Annotated in this window: 29 protein-coding genes; 20 read left to right on the top strand and 9 right to left on the bottom strand. The window is 67.6% G+C overall.

Features of this window, described 5'->3' with window-relative positions; all coding sequences use genetic code 11:
* Positions 1-4 precede the first annotated feature (4 nt).
* Complete coding sequence (locus tag VI123_RS11135) at positions 5-1,363, bottom strand: bifunctional metallophosphatase/5'-nucleotidase (protein WP_336338116.1); 1,359 nt, start codon at positions 1,361-1,363, stop codon at positions 5-7.
* A gap of 72 nt (positions 1,364-1,435) precedes the next feature.
* Here VI123_RS11135 and VI123_RS11130 point away from each other — a divergent pair, with 72 nt between their 5' ends.
* The 6 genes from VI123_RS11130 (at position 1,436) to VI123_RS11105 (ending at position 4,948) form a co-directional block, all read left to right on the top strand.
* Positions 1,436-1,675, top strand: coding sequence for a DUF5816 domain-containing protein (locus VI123_RS11130; RefSeq protein WP_336338115.1), 240 nt, complete (start codon positions 1,436-1,438; stop codon positions 1,673-1,675).
* A gap of 69 nt (positions 1,676-1,744) precedes the next feature.
* Entirely contained in the window at positions 1,745-2,077 is a 333-nt protein-coding gene (locus tag VI123_RS11125) for a DUF7116 family protein (RefSeq protein ID WP_336338114.1), read from the top strand.
* 24 nt (positions 2,078-2,101) lie between these two features.
* The gene (locus tag VI123_RS11120) at positions 2,102-2,635 is read left to right on the top strand and encodes a mechanosensitive ion channel domain-containing protein (protein WP_336338113.1); all 534 of its coding nucleotides are present in this window, start codon (positions 2,102-2,104) and stop codon (positions 2,633-2,635) included.
* A 67-nt stretch (positions 2,636-2,702) separates the two neighbouring features.
* Complete coding sequence (locus tag VI123_RS11115; RefSeq protein WP_336338112.1) at positions 2,703-3,617, top strand: metal-dependent hydrolase; 915 nt, start codon at positions 2,703-2,705, stop codon at positions 3,615-3,617.
* A gap of 54 nt (positions 3,618-3,671) precedes the next feature.
* Positions 3,672-4,292 (top strand): hypothetical protein, encoded by a 621-nt coding sequence (locus tag VI123_RS11110; protein WP_336338111.1) that lies wholly within the window; start codon positions 3,672-3,674, stop codon positions 4,290-4,292.
* A complete protein-coding gene (locus VI123_RS11105; RefSeq protein ID WP_336338110.1) occupies positions 4,289-4,948 on the top strand; it encodes a hypothetical protein in 660 nt (219 codons plus the stop codon). Before VI123_RS11110 ends, VI123_RS11105 begins: the two co-directional genes overlap by 4 nt.
* A gap of 56 nt (positions 4,949-5,004) precedes the next feature.
* Here VI123_RS11105 and VI123_RS11100 read toward each other — a convergent pair whose 3' ends face one another.
* Positions 5,005-6,375 (bottom strand): DUF7282 domain-containing protein, encoded by a 1,371-nt coding sequence (locus tag VI123_RS11100; RefSeq protein ID WP_336338109.1) that lies wholly within the window; start codon positions 6,373-6,375, stop codon positions 5,005-5,007.
* A gap of 517 nt (positions 6,376-6,892) precedes the next feature.
* On the opposite strand from VI123_RS11100, the gene VI123_RS11095 reads away from it, so the two are divergent.
* Complete coding sequence (locus VI123_RS11095; protein ID WP_004516608.1) at positions 6,893-7,093, top strand: dodecin; 201 nt, start codon at positions 6,893-6,895, stop codon at positions 7,091-7,093.
* On the opposite strand, the gene VI123_RS11090 is transcribed toward VI123_RS11095, so the two are convergent.
* Entirely contained in the window at positions 7,094-7,468 is a 375-nt protein-coding gene (locus VI123_RS11090) for a HesB/IscA family protein (protein WP_336338108.1), read from the bottom strand.
* Positions 7,469-7,558: 90 nt separating this feature from the next.
* Positions 7,559-8,830, bottom strand: coding sequence for a histidinol dehydrogenase (hisD, locus tag VI123_RS11085; RefSeq protein WP_336338107.1), 1,272 nt, complete (start codon positions 8,828-8,830; stop codon positions 7,559-7,561).
* Positions 8,831-8,951: 121 nt separating this feature from the next.
* On the opposite strand from hisD, the gene VI123_RS11080 reads away from it, so the two are divergent.
* Positions 8,952-9,878: a hypothetical protein gene (locus VI123_RS11080; RefSeq protein ID WP_336338106.1), complete on the top strand. Its 927-nt coding sequence runs from the start codon at positions 8,952-8,954 to the stop codon at positions 9,876-9,878.
* A gap of 30 nt (positions 9,879-9,908) precedes the next feature.
* Here VI123_RS11080 and VI123_RS11075 read toward each other — a convergent pair whose 3' ends face one another.
* The 3 genes from VI123_RS11075 to VI123_RS11065 are packed head-to-tail and all read right to left on the bottom strand — an operon-like array spanning position 9,909 to position 12,391.
* Positions 9,909-11,090 carry a redox-regulated ATPase YchF gene (locus VI123_RS11075; protein ID WP_336338105.1) on the bottom strand — a complete coding sequence of 394 codons (1,182 nt, stop codon included), beginning with the start codon at positions 11,088-11,090 and terminating at the stop codon, positions 9,909-9,911.
* A gap of 45 nt (positions 11,091-11,135) precedes the next feature.
* Complete coding sequence (locus tag VI123_RS11070) at positions 11,136-12,245, bottom strand: Gfo/Idh/MocA family protein (protein WP_336338104.1); 1,110 nt, start codon at positions 12,243-12,245, stop codon at positions 11,136-11,138.
* Positions 12,242-12,391, bottom strand: a complete 150-nt coding sequence (locus VI123_RS11065; protein WP_336338103.1) for a hypothetical protein — start codon at positions 12,389-12,391, stop codon at positions 12,242-12,244. The genes VI123_RS11070 and VI123_RS11065 overlap by 4 nt, the downstream gene beginning before the upstream one ends.
* 102 nt (positions 12,392-12,493) lie before the next feature.
* On the opposite strand from VI123_RS11065, the gene VI123_RS11060 reads away from it, so the two are divergent.
* A complete protein-coding gene (locus VI123_RS11060) occupies positions 12,494-12,874 on the top strand; it encodes a CBS domain-containing protein (RefSeq protein ID WP_004516615.1) in 381 nt (126 codons plus the stop codon).
* Between the two features lie 35 nt (positions 12,875-12,909).
* Here VI123_RS11060 and VI123_RS11055 read toward each other — a convergent pair whose 3' ends face one another.
* Positions 12,910-13,623 (bottom strand): TIGR00266 family protein, encoded by a 714-nt coding sequence (locus VI123_RS11055; RefSeq protein ID WP_336338102.1) that lies wholly within the window; start codon positions 13,621-13,623, stop codon positions 12,910-12,912.
* Between the two features lie 94 nt (positions 13,624-13,717).
* Positions 13,718-14,686: a sugar phosphate isomerase/epimerase family protein gene (locus VI123_RS11050; RefSeq protein ID WP_336338101.1), complete on the bottom strand. Its 969-nt coding sequence runs from the start codon at positions 14,684-14,686 to the stop codon at positions 13,718-13,720.
* 129 nt (positions 14,687-14,815) lie between these two features.
* Here VI123_RS11050 and VI123_RS11045 point away from each other — a divergent pair, with 129 nt between their 5' ends.
* From VI123_RS11045 to VI123_RS10995, 11 genes are all read left to right on the top strand, one after another.
* Positions 14,816-15,688: a 3-hydroxyacyl-CoA dehydrogenase family protein gene (locus tag VI123_RS11045; RefSeq protein ID WP_336338100.1), complete on the top strand. Its 873-nt coding sequence runs from the start codon at positions 14,816-14,818 to the stop codon at positions 15,686-15,688.
* Positions 15,685-16,281 (top strand): DUF2391 domain-containing protein, encoded by a 597-nt coding sequence (locus VI123_RS11040; protein ID WP_336338099.1) that lies wholly within the window; start codon positions 15,685-15,687, stop codon positions 16,279-16,281. The genes VI123_RS11045 and VI123_RS11040 overlap by 4 nt, the downstream gene beginning before the upstream one ends.
* A 71-nt stretch (positions 16,282-16,352) precedes the next feature.
* The gene (locus tag VI123_RS11035) at positions 16,353-16,532 is read left to right on the top strand and encodes an HVO_2753 family zinc finger protein (RefSeq protein WP_004516620.1); all 180 of its coding nucleotides are present in this window, start codon (positions 16,353-16,355) and stop codon (positions 16,530-16,532) included.
* Positions 16,533-16,534: 2 nt separating this feature from the next.
* A complete protein-coding gene (locus tag VI123_RS11030) occupies positions 16,535-16,801 on the top strand; it encodes an elongation factor 1-beta (RefSeq protein WP_004593354.1) in 267 nt (88 codons plus the stop codon).
* A 109-nt stretch (positions 16,802-16,910) separates the two neighbouring features.
* Positions 16,911-17,201: a 50S ribosomal protein L21e gene (locus VI123_RS11025; protein WP_336338098.1), complete on the top strand. Its 291-nt coding sequence runs from the start codon at positions 16,911-16,913 to the stop codon at positions 17,199-17,201.
* The gene (locus VI123_RS11020; protein ID WP_336338097.1) at positions 17,198-17,554 is read left to right on the top strand and encodes an RNA polymerase Rpb4 family protein; all 357 of its coding nucleotides are present in this window, start codon (positions 17,198-17,200) and stop codon (positions 17,552-17,554) included. The genes VI123_RS11025 and VI123_RS11020 overlap by 4 nt, the downstream gene beginning before the upstream one ends.
* 158 nt (positions 17,555-17,712) lie before the next feature.
* Entirely contained in the window at positions 17,713-18,285 is a 573-nt protein-coding gene (locus VI123_RS11015) for a DUF655 domain-containing protein (protein WP_336338096.1), read from the top strand.
* Between the two features lie 88 nt (positions 18,286-18,373).
* Positions 18,374-19,231 carry a 16S ribosomal RNA methyltransferase A gene (locus tag VI123_RS11010; RefSeq protein ID WP_336338095.1) on the top strand — a complete coding sequence of 286 codons (858 nt, stop codon included), beginning with the start codon at positions 18,374-18,376 and terminating at the stop codon, positions 19,229-19,231.
* A 1-nt stretch (position 19,232) separates the two neighbouring features.
* Positions 19,233-19,844, top strand: coding sequence for a HemK2/MTQ2 family protein methyltransferase (locus VI123_RS11005; protein WP_336338094.1), 612 nt, complete (start codon positions 19,233-19,235; stop codon positions 19,842-19,844).
* A gap of 53 nt (positions 19,845-19,897) precedes the next feature.
* Positions 19,898-20,896, top strand: a complete 999-nt coding sequence (locus VI123_RS11000) for a 5-methyltetrahydropteroyltriglutamate--homocysteine methyltransferase (protein ID WP_336338093.1) — start codon at positions 19,898-19,900, stop codon at positions 20,894-20,896.
* Positions 20,897-20,899: 3 nt separating this feature from the next.
* On the top strand, positions 20,900-21,973 hold the full coding sequence (locus tag VI123_RS10995) for a methionine synthase (RefSeq protein WP_336338092.1): 1,074 nt from the start codon (positions 20,900-20,902) through the stop codon (positions 21,971-21,973).
* Positions 21,974-22,545: the final 572 nt, after the last annotated feature.

Below are 22,545 nucleotides of genomic sequence, written 5' to 3'. Positions count from 1 at the left end.
ATCGCTAGCGACGAGTGAGCCGCCCGTCGACGGTCGGGCCGACGTCCGTCTCGCGGACGTAGTCGGCCAGGGCCTCGTACTGCACGTCGGCGACGCTGACCCGGTGAGCCTCGGTCAGGACGGGGAACTCCCGCTCCGTGTGGTAGAGGTAGTTGCTCGTCGCGAGCGTGTACGTCTCGTCGTCGCGGACCGGTTGCCCGTCGACCCGCAGTCGCTCGACGGTCCGCGTGTCGTCGTTCCAGACCAGTTCGACGCCGCTGAGGTGGGCGTGCCACCAGTCCGGCTCCCCGAACCCGACCGCTCGGCCGCTGCCCTGTCGACACAGCGTCCGCAGCTCCGCGCCGGTCAGTTCGGCGACGGTCAAGGGTTCCTCGAAGGGGACGACCGAAACCATGTCGGCGACCGTCAGTGCCCCCTCCAGCGGGACCGTGTCGTTCCGGAGCCCCCCGCTGTTCTGGAGGCCCACGTCCGCCCCCGTCGCCCAGCGGTACGCGTCCGCGACGAGGTTCCCGAGGCGGCACTCGCCGCCGTAGGTCGTCGCCCGGCTCCGGTCGATGGGCTCGTCGACGTGGCCGACGACCTCGTCCAGCCCCGCGGCCGCTAGCCGGTCGGCGAGGGCGCTCTCGACGCGGTCGTCGACGGGTCCGTCGGCCGTCTCGCGGAACTGCGCGGTCGGTTCGGTCCCGCCGAGGTCGACCTCGACGACGGCCTGGCCGTTGGCCCCCGGTCTGGTGAGCAGCGTGCCGGCGACGCGGTCGATGCGGCGCTCGTGGACGTGCCCGCCCAGAATCACGTCCACGTCACAGGTGCGGGCCAGGTCCTCGTCGGCCCGCCCCAGGTGCGAGAGCACGACGACGGCGTCGGCTCCGGCCGCTCGCAGCGCCGCGGTCGCCTCGGCGACGGCTTCGACGGGATCGGTGAAGGTGAGCGTCGTCGCCTGCGGGTTGGCCGCGGCCGTGTCCGGGTCGGTCACGCCGACGAAGCCGACCCGCTGGCCGTCGACGGTCCGACTCGCCCACGGTCGGGTCAACCGCGGGGCGAAGCGGACGCCGTCCCGCTCGACGTTCGCCGTCAGCCACGTCTGGGGGGACCTGGCGACGATGTCCCGCGTCGCGTCGAGCCCGTGGTCGAAGTCGTGGTTCCCGAAGGTCTCGAAGGCGGGCGTCAGGGCGGTAAACAGGTCCAGGGACTGCTCGCCGTCGGTGACCAGCGACAGCACCCCCGGGCCGGTGTTGTCCCCGGTCCCGACCGCCAGGGCGTCAGGGCCGTCGGCGGCGGCCACCGTCCCCGCGAGTCGTCCGATTCGCTCGGGCGTGTCGTACGCTTTCTCCACGTCGGAGTACTGGATAAGGCGGGGACTCACACCCACAGTGCAGGGGAACCAGCCACTAATGGTTTCCGCAGTGATTTAGCCGCTGGCCCGTCATGACCACGTATGGACGCACTCGACGGACCCGACGGCGAGACGCTGTACGTCGACCGGAGCGACGGCGACATCGGCACGAAAGGCGCGTTTTACGTCGTCTACCGCGACGCCGACCGCGAGCACCGCTGGGGCTATTTCTGCAGCAACTGCGAGACGTTCAACAACGCCATGGACTCGATGGGGCGCATCCGCTGTAACGACTGCTCGAACCTCCGGAAGGCCGAGGAGTGGGACGCGGCCCACGAGTAGGCGGACGAAACTGTCAGCGCCGTGGCTAGTGGGAACGTTTATCAGATAGCCAGTGGTACTGCTTCTCAGATGGGGGCCGTTACCACATCACTCGACGAGCAGGCCCGGTCGATATTCGACGACCTCGGATACACCGTGTCGCGCACTGGCACCGAACTGCGAGCGGAGCGCGGCTGGCGCGTCGTCACCGTCTCGGTGCTCGACTCGCAGGACCCGATACCCGAGGGCGGCGACATGCGCTGTTTCGTCACACGCACGGGCGAGGCGACGCACCTCAGCCGCCGTCTCACCCGGCGAGAGGTACCGTACGACTGGGCCGTCATCGGCATCACCGAGGACGGCGAGTACGAAGTGGTCCGTCACCCCGGCGAGGCGACCGTACCGGCCGAGGCCAACACTTAGGGGCCTCTCCGCCCACCATCCGGCGTGCAAGTCGGTGTCATCAACAGAGCGCTCGAACAGCTAGTCACGAACGTCGTCGACGCGCTGCCGCGCCTCATAACGGGGTTCGTCTTCCTCGCGGTCGCCGCGGTGGGCATCAAGGCCATTATGTTCGTCGTCAGGACCGTCCTGGAGCGGTCGCTGCCCGGCGAGTCGCCCGTCTACCGGCAGTTCCTCGCGGTCATCGTCCTCGTGTTCCTGTGGTTCGGCGTCGCGCTTTCTTTCCTCTCTATCGTCGGCCTGACCGCCATCGCGGCGTCGCTGGGGACCGCGACGGGCTTTCTCGCGCTCGGCGTCTCCTACGCGCTCTCGGAGATGATAAAGGACGCCGTCGCGGGCGTCTACCTCCTGCGTGACCCCGATTTCAACCCCGGCGACACCGTCAAAGCGGGCGACACCACCGGCGAGGTGGCCGCCATCGAACTCCGGAAGACGCGGTTCCGGGTCGACGGCGACACCGTCGTCAGGGCCAACGCGGCCATCGAGGAACGCTGGACGAAGGTCGGATCGGACTCCTGAACACGAGAGAGAGCCACGCTACCCGTTCACACGTGGTGTTTAAGCCGCTCGCCGCCCAACTGGGCGTATGTTCGTCGGCCACGCGCTGTTCGGATTCGCACTCGGTGCCCTCGCCGCCTGGTGGCTCGGGCTCTCCCGCGAGCGAGCCGTCCAGCTTGGCGTTGTCGCCGGCCTGTTCGCCGCGGTCCCCGACGTAGACATCGTCTACGCCCCGTTCGGCCTGCTCGTCGGGGCCGCGGAGAACCTGACGGCGGACGGCTTCTGGGAGACCGCGAACGTCGTCCACCGCGGGCCGACACACTCGCTCGTGCTGGGGGTCGTACTCGCCGCGGCGGCAGGGCTCTGGGCGACCGGCTCGCGGGCCGCTCGAATCGGTGCGCTGTCGGTCGGTGTCGTGCTAACGGCGCTCACAGGCGCGCTCAGCGGCCCCGTCGCGGCACTCGTGACCGCCGTGTTCGTCGTGGCCGCGCTCGCCGTCGCCACGGTCGCACAGTCCCGGGACATCAGCCCCCGGACGGTGACCGGGCTGGCGCTGCTGGGGCTGCTTTCCCACCCGTTCGGCGACCTCTTCACCGGCGGTCCGCCCCCGTTCCTGTACCCCTTCGACGTGACGGTGGTCGCCGAGCGGGTGCTGCTCCACCCCGACCCGACGACGCACCTCCTGGCGGCGTTCGCCATCGAGCTGGCGACGGTCTGGCTCGCCGTGTGGACGTACGTCCACCTCCGCGAGGAGACGCTGACCGAACACGTCCGCCCGCGGGCGGCGCTGGGAATCGGCTACGCGGCGGCCGTCCTGTTCCTGCCCGCGCCGACGCTGGAGCGGTCGGCACACTTCGTGTTCAGCGTCCTCGCGCTGGGTGTCATCGGGGCTCCGGTCCGGCCGTTCAGCGACGGCGTCGACTGGCTGGAGACGCTCGTGACGGGGCTGGCAGCGGTGACCGTGGCCGCCCTCGCGTACGCCATGGCCTACGGCGCGCTCTGAACGGTCGGCGACGGCGGGCGATAGGGTTTTTCCGGTCGATGCATATCAGGGAGTATGAACCGAGACGTAGCGCGGTTGCTCCGTGATAGGCGCGTCAACGCGCTCGCCGCGTGGTGTATCGTCGCCATGCTCGCCGCTGTTTCGGTCACGAGCGCCGTCGGGGCCGACCTGCTGTGGGCCGGATTCGCCGCCGCCGTCGCGGCGCTGGCGTTGTTCCCGCCGGTTCTGCTGCGAAACCGGTACGCGATGCTTCCCTGGGAGATACTCCTGCTGGCGGCGTTGCCCGTCGTCGGCCGCCTGTTTGCGACGCTGTCGACGACCGGGAACCTCGCGACGTATCTCTCGGTCGCCGCCATCGCGCTCATCCTCGCCGTCGAACTCCAGCTCTTCACGCCGGTGCGGATGACGCCGCGCTTCGCCGTCGTCTTCGTCGCCATCACCACGATGGCGACTGCCGGCGTCTGGGCGGTCGTCCGCTGGGCGGCCGACCAGCTGCTCGGGACCACCTTCATCCTCGACCCGGCGGTGTCCGAACACGTCATCGAGGAGGCGCTGATGTGGGAGTTCGTCGCGTCGACCATCGCCGGCGTCGGTGCCGGCGTGGTGTTCGCGTACTACGTCCGCCAGCAGGTCGGAACCGGCCGCGTCCCCGAGGAGGTCCAGCCGGACGTATGAAGGTCCGCGACCGCCTCCGCATCAGTACGGCGACACAGCAGCTCCTCTCGCGGACCCTCTCGGTCACGCTCATCGTGCTTCTCGGGGTCGGTATCGAGCGGGGCAACGTCGGTATCATCGTCAACTCAGCCGTCGCCATCCTCGTCACGCAACTCCCGGCGCTGCTGGAGCGGGACTACGGCATCGCGCTCGACCCCGCGCTGACGCTGTGGATTACGTCGGCGGCGTTCTTCCACGCGCTCGGGACCGTCGGCCTCCCCGGTGCCGAGGAGAACTTCTACGTCACCATCTGGTGGTGGGACCACTTCACCCACGCCCTCTCGTCGTCGGTCGTCGCCGCCGTCGGCTACACGACGGTGCGCGCGCTCGACGAACACACCGACCAGATTTCGATTCCCCCGCGGTTCCTGTTCGTGTTCCTCCTCCTGTTCGTGATGGCCTTCGGCGTGTTCTGGGAGGTCCTCGAGTTCTCGATTACGCTCGCCGCGTCGGCGACGGGCAACGACACGATTCTGACGCAGTTCGGCCTCCAGGACACGATGCTCGACCTCGTGTTCGACGGCATCGGTGCCATCATCGTGGCCATCTGGGGGACGGCACACCTCACCGACGTGGTCGGCCACGTCGAGACCTGGCTCGAAGGCCAGGCGCAGTGACCGGTCAGCGACGTGGTCGGGCCGGCCAGGGGGTGTCGCCGGACCCCGGTTCGGACCTACGCTTCTGATTCAGTCGGCCCCTCCGTCTCAGTCGGCTCCGGGGATTCAGTTGGTTCTTCGGTCTCTGTCGGCTCCTCGGTTTCTGTCGGCTCTTCGGTCTCGGTCGGCTCTTCGGTCTCGGTCGGCTCTTCAATCTCTGTCGGCTCCTCAGTTTCCGTTGGCTCTTCTGTCTCTGTCGGCTCTTCGGTCTCTGTCGGCTCCTCGGTTGGTTCTTCAGTCTCTGTCGGCTCTTCCGTTGGTTCCTCGGTCGGTGGTCCCTCACCCGGTGTCTCTATCGTGATGAGCGCCGACTGCCCGAAGTCGCGGGTGAACACGCTGTGGATGTACGTGCCCGGACTGACGCCCGTCGCGTCGACCTGGAACTCGACGGTCGAAGACTCCCCGGCGGTGAGAGTGACGTCACGTGCCTCGACGAGAGCGCCCTGGAACCGGAACTCGACTGACTGTTCGCTGGCGAACGCGTTGGGGTTGGTCACGGTCGCGGTCACCGTGAACTCGTCCCCGACGGTGGCGGTGCCAGGGGCCGAGAGGTCCGACACGTCGAAGGACTGGAGCTCGTCGACGACCTGAATCTGTGCCGGTGCGCCGTCCGTCCGCGTGTACACGCCGTGGAAGTACGAGCCGGTGTCGACGGACGAGGTGTTGAGGCTGTACGAGACCGTCGTGGAGTTGCCGGCCTCCAGTTCGACCTGTTCGCGGACTGCGGCGGTGCCGTCGAACCGGAACACCACTTCCTGCGTGTCAGCCACGGTGTTGGGGTTGGTCACCGTCGCGGTGACGGTCGCAGTATCGCCCTGTTCGACGCTCAGCGGGGCCGAGAGGTTCGAGACGGTGTACGATTCCCCTTCGACGACCTCCGCTTGCTCGACGGTGATGTTGGCCGCGTCGGTGACTGCCGCCCCGTCGGACACGTAGGGACCGTCGGCCGTGCCGTCCGTGGCGACGAAGTCGTAGGTCTTGTTGGCGTTCGTGTCGCGGTGTGGCATCGCAATCAGCGTCTCGTCGTCGGACAGTTCGCTGCGGTCGAACTCCGCGCCCGGAACGTCGAACAGCGTGACTTCGACGTTCTCGTGCTCGCCAGGTTCGAGGTACCCGCTGACCCCGACGACGCTCCCGACGACGTTGCCCTCCAGCAGGCTGCTGTCGTGGATTGCGACGAACCCGCCCTCGGAGACGGTCACCGAGTCGACGGTGACCGTCGTGCCCGCGGTCGTCTGGTCGGAGAACGAGACCGTCGCGGCGGCGTTGCCCGCGTTCCCAGCCTCCTGCAAGGACGCACCGCCGACGACTCCAATCGCGATTGTGGACGATACCAGCAACAGCAGTGCCAGCGAGACTGCTGTGAGCTTCGTGGTCTGTGTGTGCATGCCACTCGATGGAAGTGTCACACCGTCTAATAATGCGACAATGCTTCACGACCCTGTGTCGCGGTTCGCCCGGATTACCGAGCGTAGCCGATTGTTACCACGGTAGTAAGGTCGGAGCGGGCCACGGCGAGTGACAGGCAGGCATACCTATCTCCAAAATGATATGGAAACTCTGGTTCGGCGTTATCTGGCGGTGAGCCACGGTTTGACATCCGCTATCGACCTGTGAGTCCCCTGTTATTAAGCGCGTCGCTTCGACTAACAGTCACTTAAACGCATCGCGTCGAGGCCACACACCGTGCCGGACGGCGCTCGTCCGGTGGAGCGTGCCGGCGAAACGGACGCCGAGACTGCTTGGGTCGTCGGCCCGCCGAAGTGGGAGCGTCGTTCACCGCGTGGGGCCCGTCACCCGGAATGGTGTCGTCCGTCGCCAGAATCTTCATTTACCTGTCCGGTGTATGCTAACTCGTAACGATGTCATCAACAGCAATCGCGGTAGCGACGCGGGGACAGTAGAGTGGTTTTCAAGAAAATCACGCTCATCGGAACCAGTTCGGAGAGCTTCGATAAAGCCGCAGACGACGCCATCGAGCGGGCGGAGGCGACGCTGGACAACCTCAAGTGGGTCGAGGTGGAGGAACTCGGCGTCGAAATCGCCAGCGTGGAAGGCCGCGAGTACCAGGCAGAGGTCGTCGTGGCGTTCGAACTCGAGGAGTAGCTACGTCCGGAAGGACTCGCCACAGCCGCATTCGCTGACCACGTTCGGGTTCTGGACGTGGAACCCGGCCCCCTGCAGGCCGCCCTCGTAGTCCAGTACCGACCCCTCGATGTAGTCGATGCTGGCGTCGTCGACGAACACGCGGAGCCCGTTGCGCTCGAACACCTCGTCGTCGGCTTCGGGTTCGTGTTCGAACCGCATCCCGTAGGAGAGGCCGGCGCAGCCGCCCTGCTGGACGTACAGGCGGAGCCCGGACTCCTCGACGTCCATCCCTTCGCTTTCGAGGAGGTCCAGTGCCTCCGCAGCTGCCTGCTCGGTGACGGCCACGTCCTCGCCCCCGAGGTTCGGCTCGCCGTCGTCCGCTGTGCTGCTCATACACGTACGTGGACGCCCGAACGTGTTAACAGTGACGCCGACGGGGCAGGTGAGTCGGGGGCACTCCACCGGAGCGCCGGGAGGGCCGCGCTACTCCTCGAACCGTTTGCGGACGCTCTCGGCGTGAGCCTCCAGCCCTTCGGCTTCGGCGAGCGTCGTAATCGTCTCCGAGAGGTCGCCGAGCGCGTCCTCGGAGAGGCGCTGGACCGTCGTCGACCGGACGAACGTGTCCACGGAGAGGCCGCCGGTGAGCCGTGCGTTGCCGCCGGTCGGGAGGACGTGGTTGGTCCCGGTCGCGTAGTCGCCGGCCGCGACCGGGCTGTACGGGCCGAGGAAGGCCGAGCCCGCGGAGGGGACTCGCTCCAGCAGGGCCTCGTCGTCGTCAGCCTGAATCGAGAGGTGCTCGGCGGCGTACTCCTCGGCGAAGAGGACGGCCTCGCTCATCGACCGTGCGAGCAGGACCCCGGAGGCGTCGTTGGCGAGCGCGCCGCGGATGACCGCCTCGCGCTCCCGGCCGTCGGCCTGCTCGTCGACGGCGGCCGCGACCTGTTCGGCGAGGGCCGCGTCGTCGGTGACGGCGACGACGGAGGCGTTCTCGTCGTGTTCGGCCTGCGCGACGAGGTCGGCCGCGACCAGATCCGGGTCTGCGTCGCCGTCGGCGACGACCATGATTTCGGAGGGGCCGGCGAGGAAGTCGATAGCCACGTCGCCGCGGACCTCGGCTTTCGCCGCCGTGACCCAGCGGTTACCGGGGCCGACGACGATGTCCGTCGCGTTCACGGTCTCGGTCCCGTAGGCCAGCGCCGCGATGGCTTGCGCGCCGCCGACCTGGTAGACGGCGTCGGCCCCGGCGACGTGGATAGCCGCCAGGGTGACGGGGTTGACCTCCTCGGCCGGCGGGGTTGCGACGGCGACGTGTTCGACGCCGGCGACCTTCGCCGGGATGACGCCCATCAGCGCGCTGGACGGGTAGGCGGCCGTGCCGCCGGGCGCGTACACGCCGGCGCTGTCGAGCGGGTGGAACCGCCGGCCCAGTTCGCGCCCCTCGAAGTCGTCGCGCCAGTCCTCGGGGACCTGCCGCTCGTGGAACGCGCGGATGTTCGCCGCGGCGTCCTCGATGGCCGCGCGCACGTCGTCGTCGATTTCTTCGTACGCCCGCTCGGCGGTATCCGTGATGTCGACGTTGCCCACCGACACGCCGTCGAACTCCTCGGCGAAGCGCCGGAGCGCCACGTCGCCCTCCTCTCGGACCTGCGAGACGATGTCGCGCACGTCGTCTCTGACGGCGTCGACGCCGGCGTCGCGGTCGAAGAAGGCGGCCCGCTCGTCGGGACCCAGGTCGGCTATCGTCCGTACGTTCATACGCCTGGTTCGGGACGGGGCAAAAAACGGGTTTCCCTTCGTCGGTCGGGGGAGACGCGCCGCGTCCCGTTGCCCGTCGGTCTCTCGTCACCGTTTTCCGACGCTCGGGCCTACGGGTGGTATGGATTCAGTCGACGACCACCGTCGTCGGACGACCGACCTGCCCGCGGCGGCGACCGACTACTTCGCGTCCGAACTGGACGCTATCGACAGCTACCTCGACGCGGTGCCGGCGACCATCGACGCGGCGGCCGGGGACGCCGCGGTCGGCCCGATACACGCCCTCCCGTGGTTCTACGTCGCCGACCTGACCGGCTGGCGGGGCAGCACGCTCGCCCGGCTGCTGGCCGCGGAGGCGGACGCGCCCTGCTACGAACTCTCGGCCGGGGCCGCGGACGCGCTTCCGGCCCTGTGGTCCATCGTCGACGAGAGCGGGCGCGGCCCCGTCGTCCTCCACCTGGAACTCCAGGGCGAGTCCGGACGGATTCAGCGGACGCTGCGGGAGGCGCTCCGGCGCGGGTACACGCACACCCCCGACGGGTGGGACGACCCCGTGAACGGCGACCCGGCGAACCTCCACGTCGTCTTCACCGACACGAACCCGTCGAAGCGGCTATCTGTGCCGCTCCCCGCGGCGACGACGCCGACCACCGGCGCGGTCCTCTCGTACGCACCCCGCCGGAGCATGCTCCCGGAACGGCCCGACGGGACGACGGTGCTCCCGGACCCGCCGGCGCTCCACGACCGCGAGACGGAGCTTGAGGGGTTCCTGCTGGCCGCGTTAGCTGACTACGGGGACGACGACGCCAGGGCGCAGTACGTCGACCGCGCCGTCGACGTCCTGTCGATAACCCACTCGCTCATCGGGAAGCGCGACCTGCTGTTCGACGTGTCGCCGCGGCTGGCGCTGAAGTACGGGGCACTCTTGGACAGTCTCTCGGTCGGTGCGGCGACGGAGCGACTCGGCCGGGACGTGCTCGGACAGGTGCCACAGAGCCCCGGGAGCGAGGACATTCGGGCGACGCTCCGGGACCTGCTGCCGGAGTGAGAGCGAGCGCGTCGTCGCGGGCCAGGAACCTCAGTTCGCGTCGCTGATGATTTTGACGACCGCTCCCTCCTCCAGTTCCGTCTCGTCGCTGATGCGCCGGTTCTCCCGGGCGTCGACGGCGTGGATGTAGCCGTCGCCGATGTCCGAGTGGACGGCGTAGGCGAGGTCCTTGGGCGTCGCGCCCCGGCGCAGCAGGAACGCGTCGGGGAGGACGTTCCCCTGGCCGTCGGTCCAGTGGGTCTCGTTCTGGACGGGATAGGCCGTCAGGTGGTCGAGCAGGTCGTAGACGGCGGTGTCGAGCGCGCCCTGGACGCCGGTACCGCCCCACTCGTCCATGACGCCGCGGATGCGGTTCAGGCCCTCCCGTTGCTGGTCGCTCACGTCGCCGACGATGTCGAAGTCCGGGTCGCCCGGGTCGTAGTCGATGACTCCCGCCTGCGCGGCGTTGCGAAGGGCGAGTTCGCCGTCGGCCGTCGCGGGGACGACCACGTCGGCGGCGTCCTGCAGGGCCTCGATGTTCCCCTCGGGAGCGATGTCGGCCTTGTTCGCGACGACGACGAGCGGTTTCGTCCGCCGGCGTATCTCCGTCGCCAGCGCCTCGCGGTGCTCGTCGGTCCAGGCGATGGGGTCCTCGGGGTACTCCAGGTCCCGCAGCGTCCGCGCCACGTCGAGTTCGGAGGCCCCGACGCCGGCCAGCATGTCCACGAGCGCCTCGTCGAGCTTGAAATCCGGCGAGCGGGACTGCCGTTCGATGGACTCCCAGTTGCGCTCGACGATGCTGGCGAGCCACAGGTCCATCTCCTCCTCGACGAAGTGGACGTCCTCGACGGGGTCGTGGTCGCCGACTTCGACGGGTTCGCCCTCGGCGTCGGTCCCGCCGGAGGCGTCGACGACGTTGAGAATCACGTCGGCGGTCGATAGCTCGTCGAGGAACTGGTTCCCGAGGCCCCGGCCCTCGTGGGCCCCGGGCACGAGGCCGGCCACGTCGATGAGTTCCACCGGGACGTACCGCTTGCCGTCCCGGCAGTTGTCGTCGCCACAGCGCTCGTCCCGGTCGAGGCACGGACAGTCCGTGCGGACGTGGCTGACCCCGCGGTTGGCGTCGATGGTCGTGAACGGATAGTTCCCCACGTCCACGTCGGCCATCGTCGCCGCCTTGTAGAAGGTAGACTTGCCGGCGTTCGGTTTGCCGGCCAGCGCGATAGAGAGCATGCCAGAGTCTACCAGTGGCCGCCGAAAGGGGGTTTCGGTTCGGCTCTACGGGCTGACCCACTCGCCGCGGGCGTCGCTACGCTCGACGGCGTCGAGGACGCGCTGTGCCGCGAGGCCATCGGCGAAGGACGGCTCCTGCGTCCCGCCCTCGGCGACGGCCGTGAGGAACTCGTAGTTCTCGTGGACGAACGTGTGCTCCCAGCCGATGACGTGGCCGGGGGGCCACCAGTGGTCGACGTACGGGTCGTCGGCGTCGGTGACCAGCACCTGCTGGAAGCCGCGGTCGCCTTCGGTGAGTACCTGCAGCTCGTTCAGCCGTTCGAGGTCGAACTTGAGTGCGCCCTTCGACCCCTCGATTTCGATGGTGTGGGCGTTCTTGTGACCGTTGGCGACGCGGGACGCTTCGAGCGTTCCCATCGCGCCGTTCTCGAAAGCAATCTGGGCGCTGTAGGCGTCGTCGACGGTCACCGGGCGCGTCTCGTCGCTGCCCTCAACGGGGCGTTCCTCAGTGAACGTCCGGAGGTGACCGCTCACGTCCGTTATCTCGCCGGCGGCGTCGCCCACCAGGAACCGGGCCAGGTCGACCGTATGGGAGCCGAGGTCGCCGAGCGCCCCGCTGCCGGCCATCTCCTCGTCGTTGCGCCAGGACCACGGCGCGTCGGGGTCGACCAGCCAGTCTTGGAGGTACTGCCCGCGGAAGTGGTGAATCTCGCCGAGTTCGCCGTCGTCGACGAGTCCCTTCGCGTACTGTATGGCCGGGACGAACCGGTAGTTGAACGCCGCGCCCGCGGGCACGTCAGCGTCGGCGGCCGTCTCGGCCATCGCCTCGGCCGTATCGAGCGTGGGCGCGAGCGGCTTCTCACAGAACGTCGGCGTCCCGGCCTCCAGCGCCGCGATGGACGGTTCGGCGTGGACGTGGTTCGGGCCGAGGTTGTAGAACACGTCCACCTCGTCGACGACGTCCTCCCAGTCGGTCGCCGTCCGGTCGAAGCCGAGTCGGTCGGCCGCGTCGGCCAGCGCCGCCTCGTCGCGGCCGACGAGCACGTCCTTGTTGACGGCTGGCGCTTCGGGGAAGAACATGGGCAGGCGGTCCAGCGCGTTCGCGTGGGCCTTGCCCATGAATTTGTAGCCGAGCATGCCGATATCCAGTGTCATGCTGTCACCTCACTACCGCGAACGAGCGCAGTGAGTGAGCGACCTTTTTCGCCCACGTTTTTGCCGCGAGCGGTGGCCTGCGGCCAGCCGAGCGGGAAAAAGGTGGCCGTGAAGTGGTAGCCGAGCATGCCGATATCCAGTGTCATATACGGGTGTTCACCCGGGGGCGAAATAACGCTCAGGGTGACGGCAGGGCAGCGGGCCGCCGCGAGGGAAAAGACAAAACCGGATGCGCGCGTTGACCCTGCATGGCCACTGAAACGACTGTCCGCATCGAGGACATCATGTCGACGCCTTTGGAGACGATTTCCGCCGACGAGACCGTCAAGGCGGCCGCGACGCAGATGCAGGCCCAGAACATCAACGGCATCTTCGTCCCGGGAGCGCAAGCGGGCATCATCACGACCACCGACATCGTCGACGCCGTCGCGGCCGGGAAGGACCTCTCGACGGCGACCGTCGGCGACGTGATGACCTCGCCGGTCGAGCGGGTGACGACCTCGCTGGAACTGGGCGAGGCCGCCGCCATGATGACGACCTACGACATCAAGCACCTCCCGGTCATCGACGAACACCAGGACTACGTCGGCATGGTGTCCTCGACGGACATCACGCAGGCGCTGTCCTGATTAGGGCTCTTTTCGGCGGCCGCGTCGCCGGCTTTTCAGATGAAATCGTCCAGCCCGGACGCGTCGCCGTCGTTGTCGCCCGTGCCGGGCAGCGCGTCGGCGATGGCCGAGGTGAACGAGTCGAGCCCGCGGGTCTGGTACCAGACCGTTCCCGGCCCGGTGAAGTCCATCACGAGGCCCTCACCGCTGAGCAGCGTCGATTTCAGGCCGCCGACGCGGTGGGCGTCGAAGTCGACCGACTCCTCCCAGGCGACGACGTGGTCGTTGTCGATGGTGTAGGACTCGCCGGCGTCGAGTTCGACGGTCTCCAGCCCGCCGAAGGCCTCGATGAGGACGTTTCCGGTCCCTTTTAGCGCCAGCGGCGTGATGCTCGCGCCGGCCAGCAGCGACTGGATGCCGCCGAACTCCGAGTCGATATCGATTGCTGGGTCGGCCGCGAGGAAGGCCCCGTCGACGGCGTACAGCGTCTCGCCGGCGAGTTCGTGGTGGTGGACGTCACCGGGCGTCGGCGGCGCGAGGGTGACGATGCCGGGACCGCCCTGGGCGGTGAACTCGTTTGCGAGCAGGGACTCGCCGCCGAGCATCGACTTGGCGGAGCTGAGGAGGCCGTCACGGCTGGTCGTCGTCTCGATTTCGACGGTCGGGGAGTGGCTGACCATCGCGCCGGGTTCCGCGAGTATCGATTCGCCACCGTCGAGGCCGACGCGGACGTGCGTGTACGAGGGCTTGTGTGTGAGTTCGATGTCCATCGGGTGTCACTGGATACGGTCGTCCACTCGTAGTGTCTCACAGACGGTATATAAGCGTGAGTGCCCGGAACGGGCGCGCTGGTGGTCGTACCGGCTACTCGGCCCAGTAGGCGTCGCCGGGCTGGGTCTCGAAGACGGCCCGGTCGAGCACGTCGACGGCCTTCTCCAGGCCCTCGCGGGCGCTGGTCAGCGAGTCCTCGTGTTCGATGGAGAGCGCGCCGTCGTAGCCGACCATCCGCAGGGTCGAGACCACGTCCTTCCAGTGGGACTCGTCGTGGCCGTAGCCGATAGAGCGGAACAACCACGACCGGTTCGGCTCGTCCGTGTATGGCGCGGTGTCGAGGACGCCCTTCTCGCGGGCCTCCGACTCGTAGACCTTCGTGTCCTTGGCGTGGAAGTGGTGGATGGCGTCTTCCTCGCCGAGCAAGCGGATGGCCTCGGTCACGTCGATGCCCTGCCAGTAGAGGTGCGACGGGTCGAAGTTCGCGCCGATGCGGTCGTTCGTCCGCCGGCGAAGCTCTAGCAGGCCGCGGGGTTCGTAGACGAGCATGTTGGGGTGCATCTCGATGGCCACGTCCACGTCGTGTGCGCCCGCGTGGGCCGCAAGGTCCGACCAGTACTCGTCGGCGACGCGCCACTGGTACTCGTGGGCGTCGGCGTGTTCGGTCGGCCAGGGGGCGGTAATCCAGTTCGGCACCTCGTCGTCGGGGCCGCCCGCTGGCAGGCCCGAAAAGCCCGTGACGGTGTTCACGTCGAGCTGGTCGGCCAGCCGAATCGCCTCCCGGAGCTCCCGGTCGGCCTCGGCGGCGCGGTCGTCGTCGGGGTGTAGCGGGTTGTTGTGGGTCGCCAGCGCGCTCACGCGGAGGTCGTAGTCGTCGAGCAGTGCCTCCAGTTCAGCCTGTTTCTCCTCGTCGTCGAGGTACGCCTGTCGGTCGAGGTGGGCGTCACCGGGGAAGCCGCCACACGCCAGTTCGACCGCATCGACACCTAGGTCGTTGAGATACGCCAGTGCCTCGTCGAGCGACTGTCCGCCGAGCGGAACTGTCAGTACACCGATGTCCATGCCCGGTGCTACGACTGGTGCCGAGAAAAACGTACTGCCGGTCCTCCCGACCCGGTCGGCACGCGGTAGCGAAGTGGCGGCACGTATCGTGGCGTAAAGGCTTAACCCGGAGCGTACAGTGATTCAGTCATGATTGTGGCCGTACTCGGGACCGGACAGCGGGCACGTGATACCGCACAGCGATGTGTCCGCGCGGGCCACGCGGTTCGTCTCCGAGGGACGGACGCGTCGGACGTGATGGACCGGGTCGACGAGATTCGCCGCGCGCTGGGCGGGGACATCGCGGCGGGTATCGACGGGACCACCGGACTCGAAAGCGCGGTCAACGGTGCCGAAGTCGTCATCGACGCGACGGACGGCGACACGGACAGCCACCGCGCGGTGGTCGCCGAGACGGAGACGATGGTCGGCGAGGAGGCGCTCGTCGCCGTCAGCGACACGTCGCTGTCGGTGACCGCCGTCGCGGCCGGCCTGCGAAGCCCGGACCGAGCGGTCGGTCTCAATATCGTCGACCCGCCGGACGGCGACATCGTCGAGGTCGTCGTCGCCGAGCAGACGACGGCGGCGACCCGCGACCGGACGACCGCGTTCGCCGAGGGGCTGGATGCGACGCCGGTCGTCGTCCGGGACACGCCGGGCTTTGCCGCGCTCCGCCTCGAACTCGCCACCATCGCCGAGGCCGTGCGGATGGTCGAGGACGGCGTCGCCGGGGTCCGTGACATCGACCGGGCGTTCGAGCGCGGGACCTCGGACCGCGACGGCCCGCTGGTCCGGGCGGACAGGCACGGGCTCGAAACGGTGCTGACGGCCCTGGAAGACCTCGCCGAGCGGCTCGACGAGCGGTTCGAACCGCCCCCGTTGCTCCGACGGAAGGTCGAAAACGGACAGCGCGGCGCGGTCGCCGGCGAGGGGTTCTACGTCTGGGAGGACGTGACGCCGACGACCGGGGCCGACCCGGACCCGAGCGTCCCGACGCGGGACAGCGAGCCCGAGTTCAAATGAGCGATAAGGACGACCCACCGACCGACCTGGACGGGGACGGCGAGTTCGCGACGCTGTTCGACGAACTCCAGGAGCTAGAGCAGCTCGTCGACTCCGAGGACGAGCGCCGGCAGGTCCGGGACGCGATGCGCGCGGCCGCGGAGTCACAGGACCACGAACCGGCGACCTTCGGCCGCATCGTCTGGGGCTTTGGCCGGTCCGACCTCGCGGAGGCGCTGCTCGGCTCGCTGCTGTTCGGGATTCCGATGGCCGTCGAGGGCGGAACCGTCGACGCCGGCCTGCACATCGCCCAGCACCCGCTGTATCTCGCCGCGACGCTCGTCATCGCCGTCGGCCTGGTCATCGCGATTCTGTACGTCGCCGACTTCCAGGACGTGCGGGTCGCAAACCGGATACTGGGACTCGTGCCGCGGCGGCTGGTCGGCGTCACGGGGACGGCGCTCGTCGTCTCCGTCGCGCTGTTGACCGGCTGGGGACTGGTCGAGTGGTCGACCGACCCCATGGTCGTCTACCGGTCGGCCTGTATCTGTGCTGTGGCGTTCGTCCCGATGGCCATCGGCGCCGCCCTCGGGGACATCCTGCCGGGGAACTAGGGTGTGAGAGTCCCTCGCGCTGGCGGTCGCGTTTGGCAATCGTTAAAAGCCGCGGTCGGATACGGAGTGGTATGAGCGAGAGCCAACAGAAACAGGCGCGCAAGTGCGTCTCGTGTGGCATCAACATCGCCGGCACGAACGCCGCCGCGTTCAAGTGCCCGGACTGTGGCCAGCAGATTTACCGCTGTGCCACCTGCCGGAAGCAGAGCAACCTCTACAAGTGCCCGGACTGCGGCTTCATGGGGCCATAACGATGGGGAAAGTAGCAGCCAAAATCAAGGTCATGCCGGAGAGCCCCGAAGTCGACCTCGACGACCTGCAGGAGCGTCTCGAGGGCGTGCTTCCGGAAGGAACGAAGATTAACGGGTTCGAGCGCGAGGACGTCGCCTTCGGCCTCGTCGCGCTGACGCCGACGGTCATCGTCCCCGACGACACCGGCGGGACGGAAGCCGTCGAAGAGGCCTTCGCGAACGTCGACGACGTCGAGTCGGTCTCCGTCGAGAGCACCGGCCGCCTGTAATCGGCACGTCGCCGTAGTTTTCCACGCGGGTAGCGACTGCGCGAGCGCGACCAGCGACGGCCGCGGAACGCACGTTTTATTAGGGCGACCGGATTATCGGGGAGCAAGAATGCCTAGTTCAAACGGACCTCTCGAAGGAACACGAGACAAGCTCAAGAACAAGCCCCGCGACCGCGGCACCTCGCCGCCACAGCGCGCCGTCGAGGAGTTCGAGGCCGGCGAGAAAGTCCACCTCAAAATCGACCCGTCCGTGCCCAACGGGCGCTTCCATCCGCGATTCGACGGCCAGACCGGAACCGTCGAGGGCAAGCAGGGTGACGCCTACAAGGTCGACATCGTCGACGGTGGCAAGGCGAAGACCATCATCGTCACCGCTGCGCACCTGCGCCGGCAAGAATGACGATATTCAAAGAGAAAATCAGTGAGGAGTTCCTGACGGTCGCGGAGACCAAGGAGATACTCGAAGACCTCGAAATGGAGCGGGCGGCCGAGGAGGAGCGCGAGATGCGCTACGAGCTCAAGCGGGCCATCGAGCACGTCAACCGCTTCGCCGTCCTCGACCCCGAGGAGTCGCTCCAGCTGGTCGAAGACCTCGAACAGCTCGAAAAGGTCGACACGCCGACGGCGTACAAGATTGCGAACCTGCGGCCGCTGGACCGCGACGAGCTCCGCGCCGTGTTCGCCCAGGAGCGGTACACGCTCAGCGGCGACGAACTCGACGATATTCTCAACATCGTCAAGCAGTACGCGTAGCTCGGCAGTCCGGCCGTTTCTGGTTTTCTCTGTCCCCACGACCACCGCCGCGCGTGGGCTCGCCGTCCCGAGGGCGATACTGAGTGGGCCAGCGGCGTCCCGTGGCGCGGTTCGGGGCATCCACCGGCATTAAGTGTGCTCTGCTCGTACTGCCTGACATGACTGAATCGGAGAGCGGCGGCGACACTATGATGGCGGCTGTCCTCGATGTCCTCCCGCACGGACGGCCCGGGGACGACCGGCCACAGCACCAGAAGGAGCCGCTCGCGTACGCGCTCGACGTCGAGGACTTCTACATCTACGAGCTCCGGCTCGACGACAAGGACGCCGACATCGCGTTCGGCGACCGCGTCGACCTGACGGAGTTCGGCCGCGTGTCGGAAGTCGCGTTCGAGGACATCCCCAGCGGTGCCCGCTCCGAACTCGACTACGCCGTCGAGGAAATCGTCGAGGCCAACGAGCAGCGCTTCGTGGACTTCTACAACGACGCACAGCCCATCACGCTGCGGCTCCACCAGCTGAACCTCCTGCCGGGCATCGGGAAGAAGCTCCGGAACACGATTCTCGACGAGCGAAAGCGAAAGCCCTTCGAGAGCTTCGAGGACCTCGAAGAGCGGGTCAGCGGCCTCCACAGCCCCAAGGAGACCCTCGTCGAGCGGATACTCGAAGAGCTACAGGACGACGACCTGAAGTACCGGCTGTTCGTCCGCCGCGAAGAGCAGTCTTCGTAAGTCGGCCGTCCGCGTGACAGGCACGGCGGCGAACCCCGACGGAAGTAGAGGGCGACCCTTTTCTACCGCGACCCGCTACGGCTCGCCAATGACCACGACCAAGACTGGGAGTCGGGACCCCGACGCGCTCGTCCGCCGGGCCGGCAAGCGGGCCGACACCCGGCAGGACCAGCACTTTCTCGTCGACGACCGGGTACTCGACCGGATTCCGGGGTACGCAACGGACGCCGGCGTCGACCTCTCGCACGTTCTAGAGATTGGTGCTGGCCCGGGCGCGCTGACGGACCGCCTGCTCGCGGCGGCCGAGCGCGTGACCGCAATCGAACGCGACCCGGAGTTCGCGGCCCACCTCCGCGAGGAGTTCGCCGACGAGAGAGCCGCGGACCGGCTCACCGTCGTCGAGGGCGACGCGCTCGACGTCGACCTCCCCGAGTTCACCGCCAGCATCTCGAATCTGCCCTACGGCGCGTCCTCGGAAATCGCCTTCCGACTGCTACCCGAGGGGCGGCCGCTCCTGTTGATGTTCCAGCGGGAGTTCGCCGAGCGGATGGCCGCCGACCCGGGAACAGACGACTACGGGCGGCTCTCGGTGACAGCGGGCCACTACGCTGACGTGGAAGTCGTCGAGACGGTCCCGCCGGAGGCGTTCGACCCCCAGCCTCGCGTCACCAGCGCGCTCGTCCGGACGACGCCGCGAGAACCCGACTACACCGTCCCGAGCGACGACTTCTTCATGGACTTCCTGAAGGCGGTGTTCACCCAGCGCCGGAAGACGATGCGCAACGCCGTCCGCAACACGGCCCACATCTCCGGGCTGGGCGACCCCGACGCGGTGGTCGAGGCCGCCGACGAGGACCTGCTGCGCGCCCGCGCCGGGAAGCTCACGCCCGCCGATTTCGCCACGCTGGCGACGCTCGCCTACGAGGTCGGCGAGCCGGAGGTCTGAGATGGACGACGCGGACGGCGACTCCGGCGACCGCCCCTCGCTGGCCGACCAGCGCGGCGTGGAATCGGTGTACCAGCCCGCGGAGGACTCCGACCTGCTGGCCCGGACGGCCCGTGGGCGGGTCGACGCGGGCGACACCGTCCTCGACGTGGGGACGGGCTCCGGTTACGTCGCCGCGACGCTCGCCGAGGCTGGCGCGCGGGCGGTCGGGGTCGACGTGAGCCCGCTCGCGTGTCGGGAGGCCGCCGACAACGGCGTCACGGTCGTCCGCGGCAACCTCGTGGAACCGTTCCGGACGGACGCCTTCGACCTCGTGGCGTTCAATCCCCCGTATCTGCCGACGCCACCCGGCCAGGAGTGGGACGACTGGATGGAACACGCGCTCTCGGGCGGCGAGGACGGCCGCCGGCTGGTCGACCCGTTCCTCGAAACCGTCGAGCGCGTGCTGGCCCCGGGCGGCGAGGCGCTCGTGCTCGTCAGCAGTCTCACGGATCCGGACGCGGTGCGGGCGTACGCGAGCGACCACGGCCTGGCAAGCGAACGCATAGCGAGTGAGAAACACCCGTACGAAGCGCTCGTCGTCCTGCGGTTCTACCCCGAACGATTACTGTAGAGCATTAAATTGAATAGGAAATATTAAAGCCCGTCATTTCATACTCCAGGGCAATGACACAGGTAATCGCCACGACACCTGGGCTCTTTCCGCTCCCGGACTGGGCCAAGGACGACCTGGCAGATCTGAAGGGCCATCAGAAGACAGACCTCATCTCGGGCGACGAGTCCGGCGAGGTCGTCGCGGCCTACGACGAGGCCCGCGAGGAAGTCATCGGCGTCCAGCAGGACGCCGGACTCGACCGCGTGGTCGAGGGGCAACTCCGCTGGGACGACATGCTCGCGCACCCGCTGGCCGTCCACGACAGCGTGGAGACGAAAGGCATCGTCCGCTACTACGACAACAACAACTTCTATCGGGAGCCGGTCGTGCAGGGCGACCTCTCCGCCGACGGCGGCGACGTGGCCGCAGACCTCGGTGCGGCCGCCGACTTCGTCGACTCGGGACTGCAGGCGGTCCTCCCCGGACCGTACTCGCTCGCTGACCTCGCCACTGACGAGCACTACGGCGACGACGCCGAGTTCCTCGACGCGGTCGCCGACTTCCTCGTCGAGGAAGTCAAGTCGTTCCCCGACGTCGAGACGCTATTCCTGCTCGAACCGTCACTCGTCGAGAACGCGCCCAAGGACGGCGAGGACGAGCGCGCCGCCGCGGCCATCGACGCCGTCGCCTCGGCCGCCGACGCCGAAGTCGTCGCCCACACCTACTGGGGCGCAATCGAGGAGAAGGCCTACGCGCACCTGATGGACGCCGACGTGGATGCCATCGGCTTCGACCTGGTGTCGAGCCACGACCAGACGGTCTACAACGTCCAGGAGTACGGCACCAAGGGCGACGTGGCGCTGGGCGTCGTCGACGGGCAGAACACGCTCGTCGAGTCCCCCGAGACCATCCGCGACCGCATCGACTGGTTCGAACAGCAGACCAACACCGCCTACGACACCGTCTACGCGACGGCCAACACGGAGACGTTCTACCTCCCGGTGAACAAGTTCGAAGACAAGCTCAGAGCACTCGCAAACGCCGCCGACCTGGAGGCGGCGGAGGCATAACCGATGACAGGACCACGAGACCAGTTCAAACCGGCGGACCACCCGAACGACCACTTCCTGCTGACGACCGTCGTCGGCTCCTACCCCAAGCCCAAGTGGCACGACCGTGCCCGCGAACTGTTCGAGGACGAGGACGCCGACTTCGGCGCGGACGAGTGGGAAGAATCGAAAGACGACGCCTCGCGGCTCATCACCCACGAACACGAGCGGGCGGGGCTGGACGTCATCTGTGACGGCGAGATGCGCCGCAACGAGATGGTCGAGTACTTCGCCCACCGCATCGACGGCTACGAGTTCAACGGCCGCGTGAAGGTGTGGGGACACAACTACTTCGACAAGCCCTCGGTCGCCGACGAGGTCGAGTACGGCGAGCAGTGGCTCGTCGAGGAGTTCGAGTTCACCGACGAAGTGGCCGAGCGTCCGGTCAAGGTGCCGATTACGGGGCCGTACACGCTCGCCAACTGGTCGTTCAACGAAGTGTACGACAGCGAGGAGCAACTGGCCTACGAGCTGGCCGAACTCGTCAACGAGGAGATAGAGGCGCTGGTCGATGCCGGCGCGCGCTACATCCAGATAGACGAGCCAGCGCTGGCCACGACGCCGGACGACCACGCCATCGTCGGCGAGTGTCTTGAGCGCATCGTCGACGAGATTCCCGACGACGTGCGCCTCGGCCTGCACGTCTGTTACGGCGACTACTCGCGTATCTACCCCGAGATTCTGGACTACCCGGTCCACGAGTACGACCTCGAACTCGCCAACGGCGACTACGACCAGCTCGACGTGTTCAAAGAGCACGAATTCACGAAGGACTTCGCGATGGGCGTCGTCGACGCCCACGTCGCCGAGGTCGAACCCGTCGAGGAAATCAAGGAGAACATCAAGAAAGGCCTGGAGGTCGTCCCGCCGGAGCGACTCACCGTCTCCCCGGACTGTGGCGTGAAGCTCCTGCCCCGCGAGGTCGCCTACGGCAAGATGGAGAACATGGTGCAGGCCGCCCGCGAAATCGAGGAAGAACTGGACGCCGGCGAAATCGACGTCGTTGCGAGCGGAGCGGAAGCGAGCGCGGACGATTGAATCGGTGAGCGACTTCAGCCGCGACCTGTCGAGCGTCCGGGCAGCGGACGATTGACCCGGTGAGCGACTTCAGCCGCGACCCGTCAAGCGTCCGGGCAGCGGACGGCTGAATCGGGTCCGGTCGCCTGTTTTTCGACGCGCGTGCGCTGTGTTTTCGGCAGCTATCGAATATTCTCGGGCGCGGTGGCCCCGAATCGGTGAGTCTCGCAGGCGACTGTGGCGACCACGCCGAGGACGCTATCCAACGGGGACCGACAGAACTTCCGACGGCGACTCCGGAAACAGCTCGCTCCGGGGCGTTCGAGCGACGATACCCTCGACCAATCAAGTATTCGGTTTCTTATGATTCACCGAACGCCGCTGCTAAACTGAATAGAACGCTCGCCAAGTTTGTTCGACAGACATCGAATGTTGAATCGACCCGAGAGGAAAACATCTGTCGCCATACTAAGGATATAAGGGGAATCTGAATTCATGTGTATTCCCCATATTATGAATAGAGAGACACTCTTCCCACTGATTTCTGTTTCACCATTCGAGTGGTGTGGTAGCACGTCTATCTGGGAAAGAGT

Source organism: Haloarcula sp. DT43, from assembly GCF_037078405.1.
GTDB lineage: Archaea > Halobacteriota > Halobacteria > Halobacteriales > Haloarculaceae > Haloarcula > Haloarcula brevis.
The sequence above is the reverse complement of the archived record's forward strand: the minus strand, read 5'-3'. Positions and strand labels throughout refer to the sequence as shown.

Bases quoted from the DNA above. Each gene is read 5' to 3' on its own strand.
- VI123_RS11090 (WP_336338108.1), bottom strand. From the start codon at position 7,468: ATGAGCAGCACAGCGGACGACGGCGAGCCGAACCTCGGGGGCGAGGAC.
- VI123_RS11075 (WP_336338105.1), bottom strand. From the start codon at position 11,090: ATGCTCTCTATCGCGCTGGCCGGCAAACCGAACGCCGGCAAGTCTACC.
- VI123_RS11060 (WP_004516615.1), top strand. From the start codon at position 12,494: ATGGCCACTGAAACGACTGTCCGCATCGAGGACATCATGTCGACGCCT.
- VI123_RS10995 (WP_336338092.1), top strand. From the start codon at position 20,900: ATGACAGGACCACGAGACCAGTTCAAACCGGCGGACCACCCGAACGAC.
- VI123_RS11005 (WP_336338094.1), top strand. From the start codon at position 19,233: ATGGACGACGCGGACGGCGACTCCGGCGACCGCCCCTCGCTGGCCGAC.
- VI123_RS11100 (WP_336338109.1), bottom strand. From the start codon at position 6,375: ATGCACACACAGACCACGAAGCTCACAGCAGTCTCGCTGGCACTGCTG.
- VI123_RS11040 (WP_336338099.1), top strand. From the start codon at position 15,685: ATGAGCGATAAGGACGACCCACCGACCGACCTGGACGGGGACGGCGAG.
- VI123_RS11035 (WP_004516620.1), top strand. From the start codon at position 16,353: ATGAGCGAGAGCCAACAGAAACAGGCGCGCAAGTGCGTCTCGTGTGGC.
- VI123_RS11045 (WP_336338100.1), top strand. From the start codon at position 14,816: ATGATTGTGGCCGTACTCGGGACCGGACAGCGGGCACGTGATACCGCA.
- VI123_RS11115 (WP_336338112.1), top strand. From the start codon at position 2,703: ATGTTCGTCGGCCACGCGCTGTTCGGATTCGCACTCGGTGCCCTCGCC.
- VI123_RS11110 (WP_336338111.1), top strand. From the start codon at position 3,672: ATGAACCGAGACGTAGCGCGGTTGCTCCGTGATAGGCGCGTCAACGCG.
- VI123_RS11105 (WP_336338110.1), top strand. From the start codon at position 4,289: ATGAAGGTCCGCGACCGCCTCCGCATCAGTACGGCGACACAGCAGCTC.
- VI123_RS11050 (WP_336338101.1), bottom strand. From the start codon at position 14,686: ATGGACATCGGTGTACTGACAGTTCCGCTCGGCGGACAGTCGCTCGAC.
- VI123_RS11000 (WP_336338093.1), top strand. From the start codon at position 19,898: ATGACACAGGTAATCGCCACGACACCTGGGCTCTTTCCGCTCCCGGAC.
- VI123_RS11010 (WP_336338095.1), top strand. From the start codon at position 18,374: ATGACCACGACCAAGACTGGGAGTCGGGACCCCGACGCGCTCGTCCGC.
- VI123_RS11065 (WP_336338103.1), bottom strand. From the start codon at position 12,391: ATGACACTGGATATCGGCATGCTCGGCTACCACTTCACGGCCACCTTT.
- VI123_RS11025 (WP_336338098.1), top strand. From the start codon at position 16,911: ATGCCTAGTTCAAACGGACCTCTCGAAGGAACACGAGACAAGCTCAAG.
- VI123_RS11015 (WP_336338096.1), top strand. From the start codon at position 17,713: ATGACTGAATCGGAGAGCGGCGGCGACACTATGATGGCGGCTGTCCTC.
- hisD (WP_336338107.1), bottom strand. From the start codon at position 8,830: ATGAACGTACGGACGATAGCCGACCTGGGTCCCGACGAGCGGGCCGCC.
- VI123_RS11030 (WP_004593354.1), top strand. From the start codon at position 16,535: ATGGGGAAAGTAGCAGCCAAAATCAAGGTCATGCCGGAGAGCCCCGAA.
- VI123_RS11125 (WP_336338114.1), top strand. From the start codon at position 1,745: ATGGGGGCCGTTACCACATCACTCGACGAGCAGGCCCGGTCGATATTC.
- VI123_RS11020 (WP_336338097.1), top strand. From the start codon at position 17,198: ATGACGATATTCAAAGAGAAAATCAGTGAGGAGTTCCTGACGGTCGCG.
- VI123_RS11130 (WP_336338115.1), top strand. From the start codon at position 1,436: ATGGACGCACTCGACGGACCCGACGGCGAGACGCTGTACGTCGACCGG.
- VI123_RS11055 (WP_336338102.1), bottom strand. From the start codon at position 13,623: ATGGACATCGAACTCACACACAAGCCCTCGTACACGCACGTCCGCGTC.
- VI123_RS11070 (WP_336338104.1), bottom strand. From the start codon at position 12,245: ATGACACTGGATATCGGCATGCTCGGCTACAAATTCATGGGCAAGGCC.
- VI123_RS11080 (WP_336338106.1), top strand. From the start codon at position 8,952: ATGGATTCAGTCGACGACCACCGTCGTCGGACGACCGACCTGCCCGCG.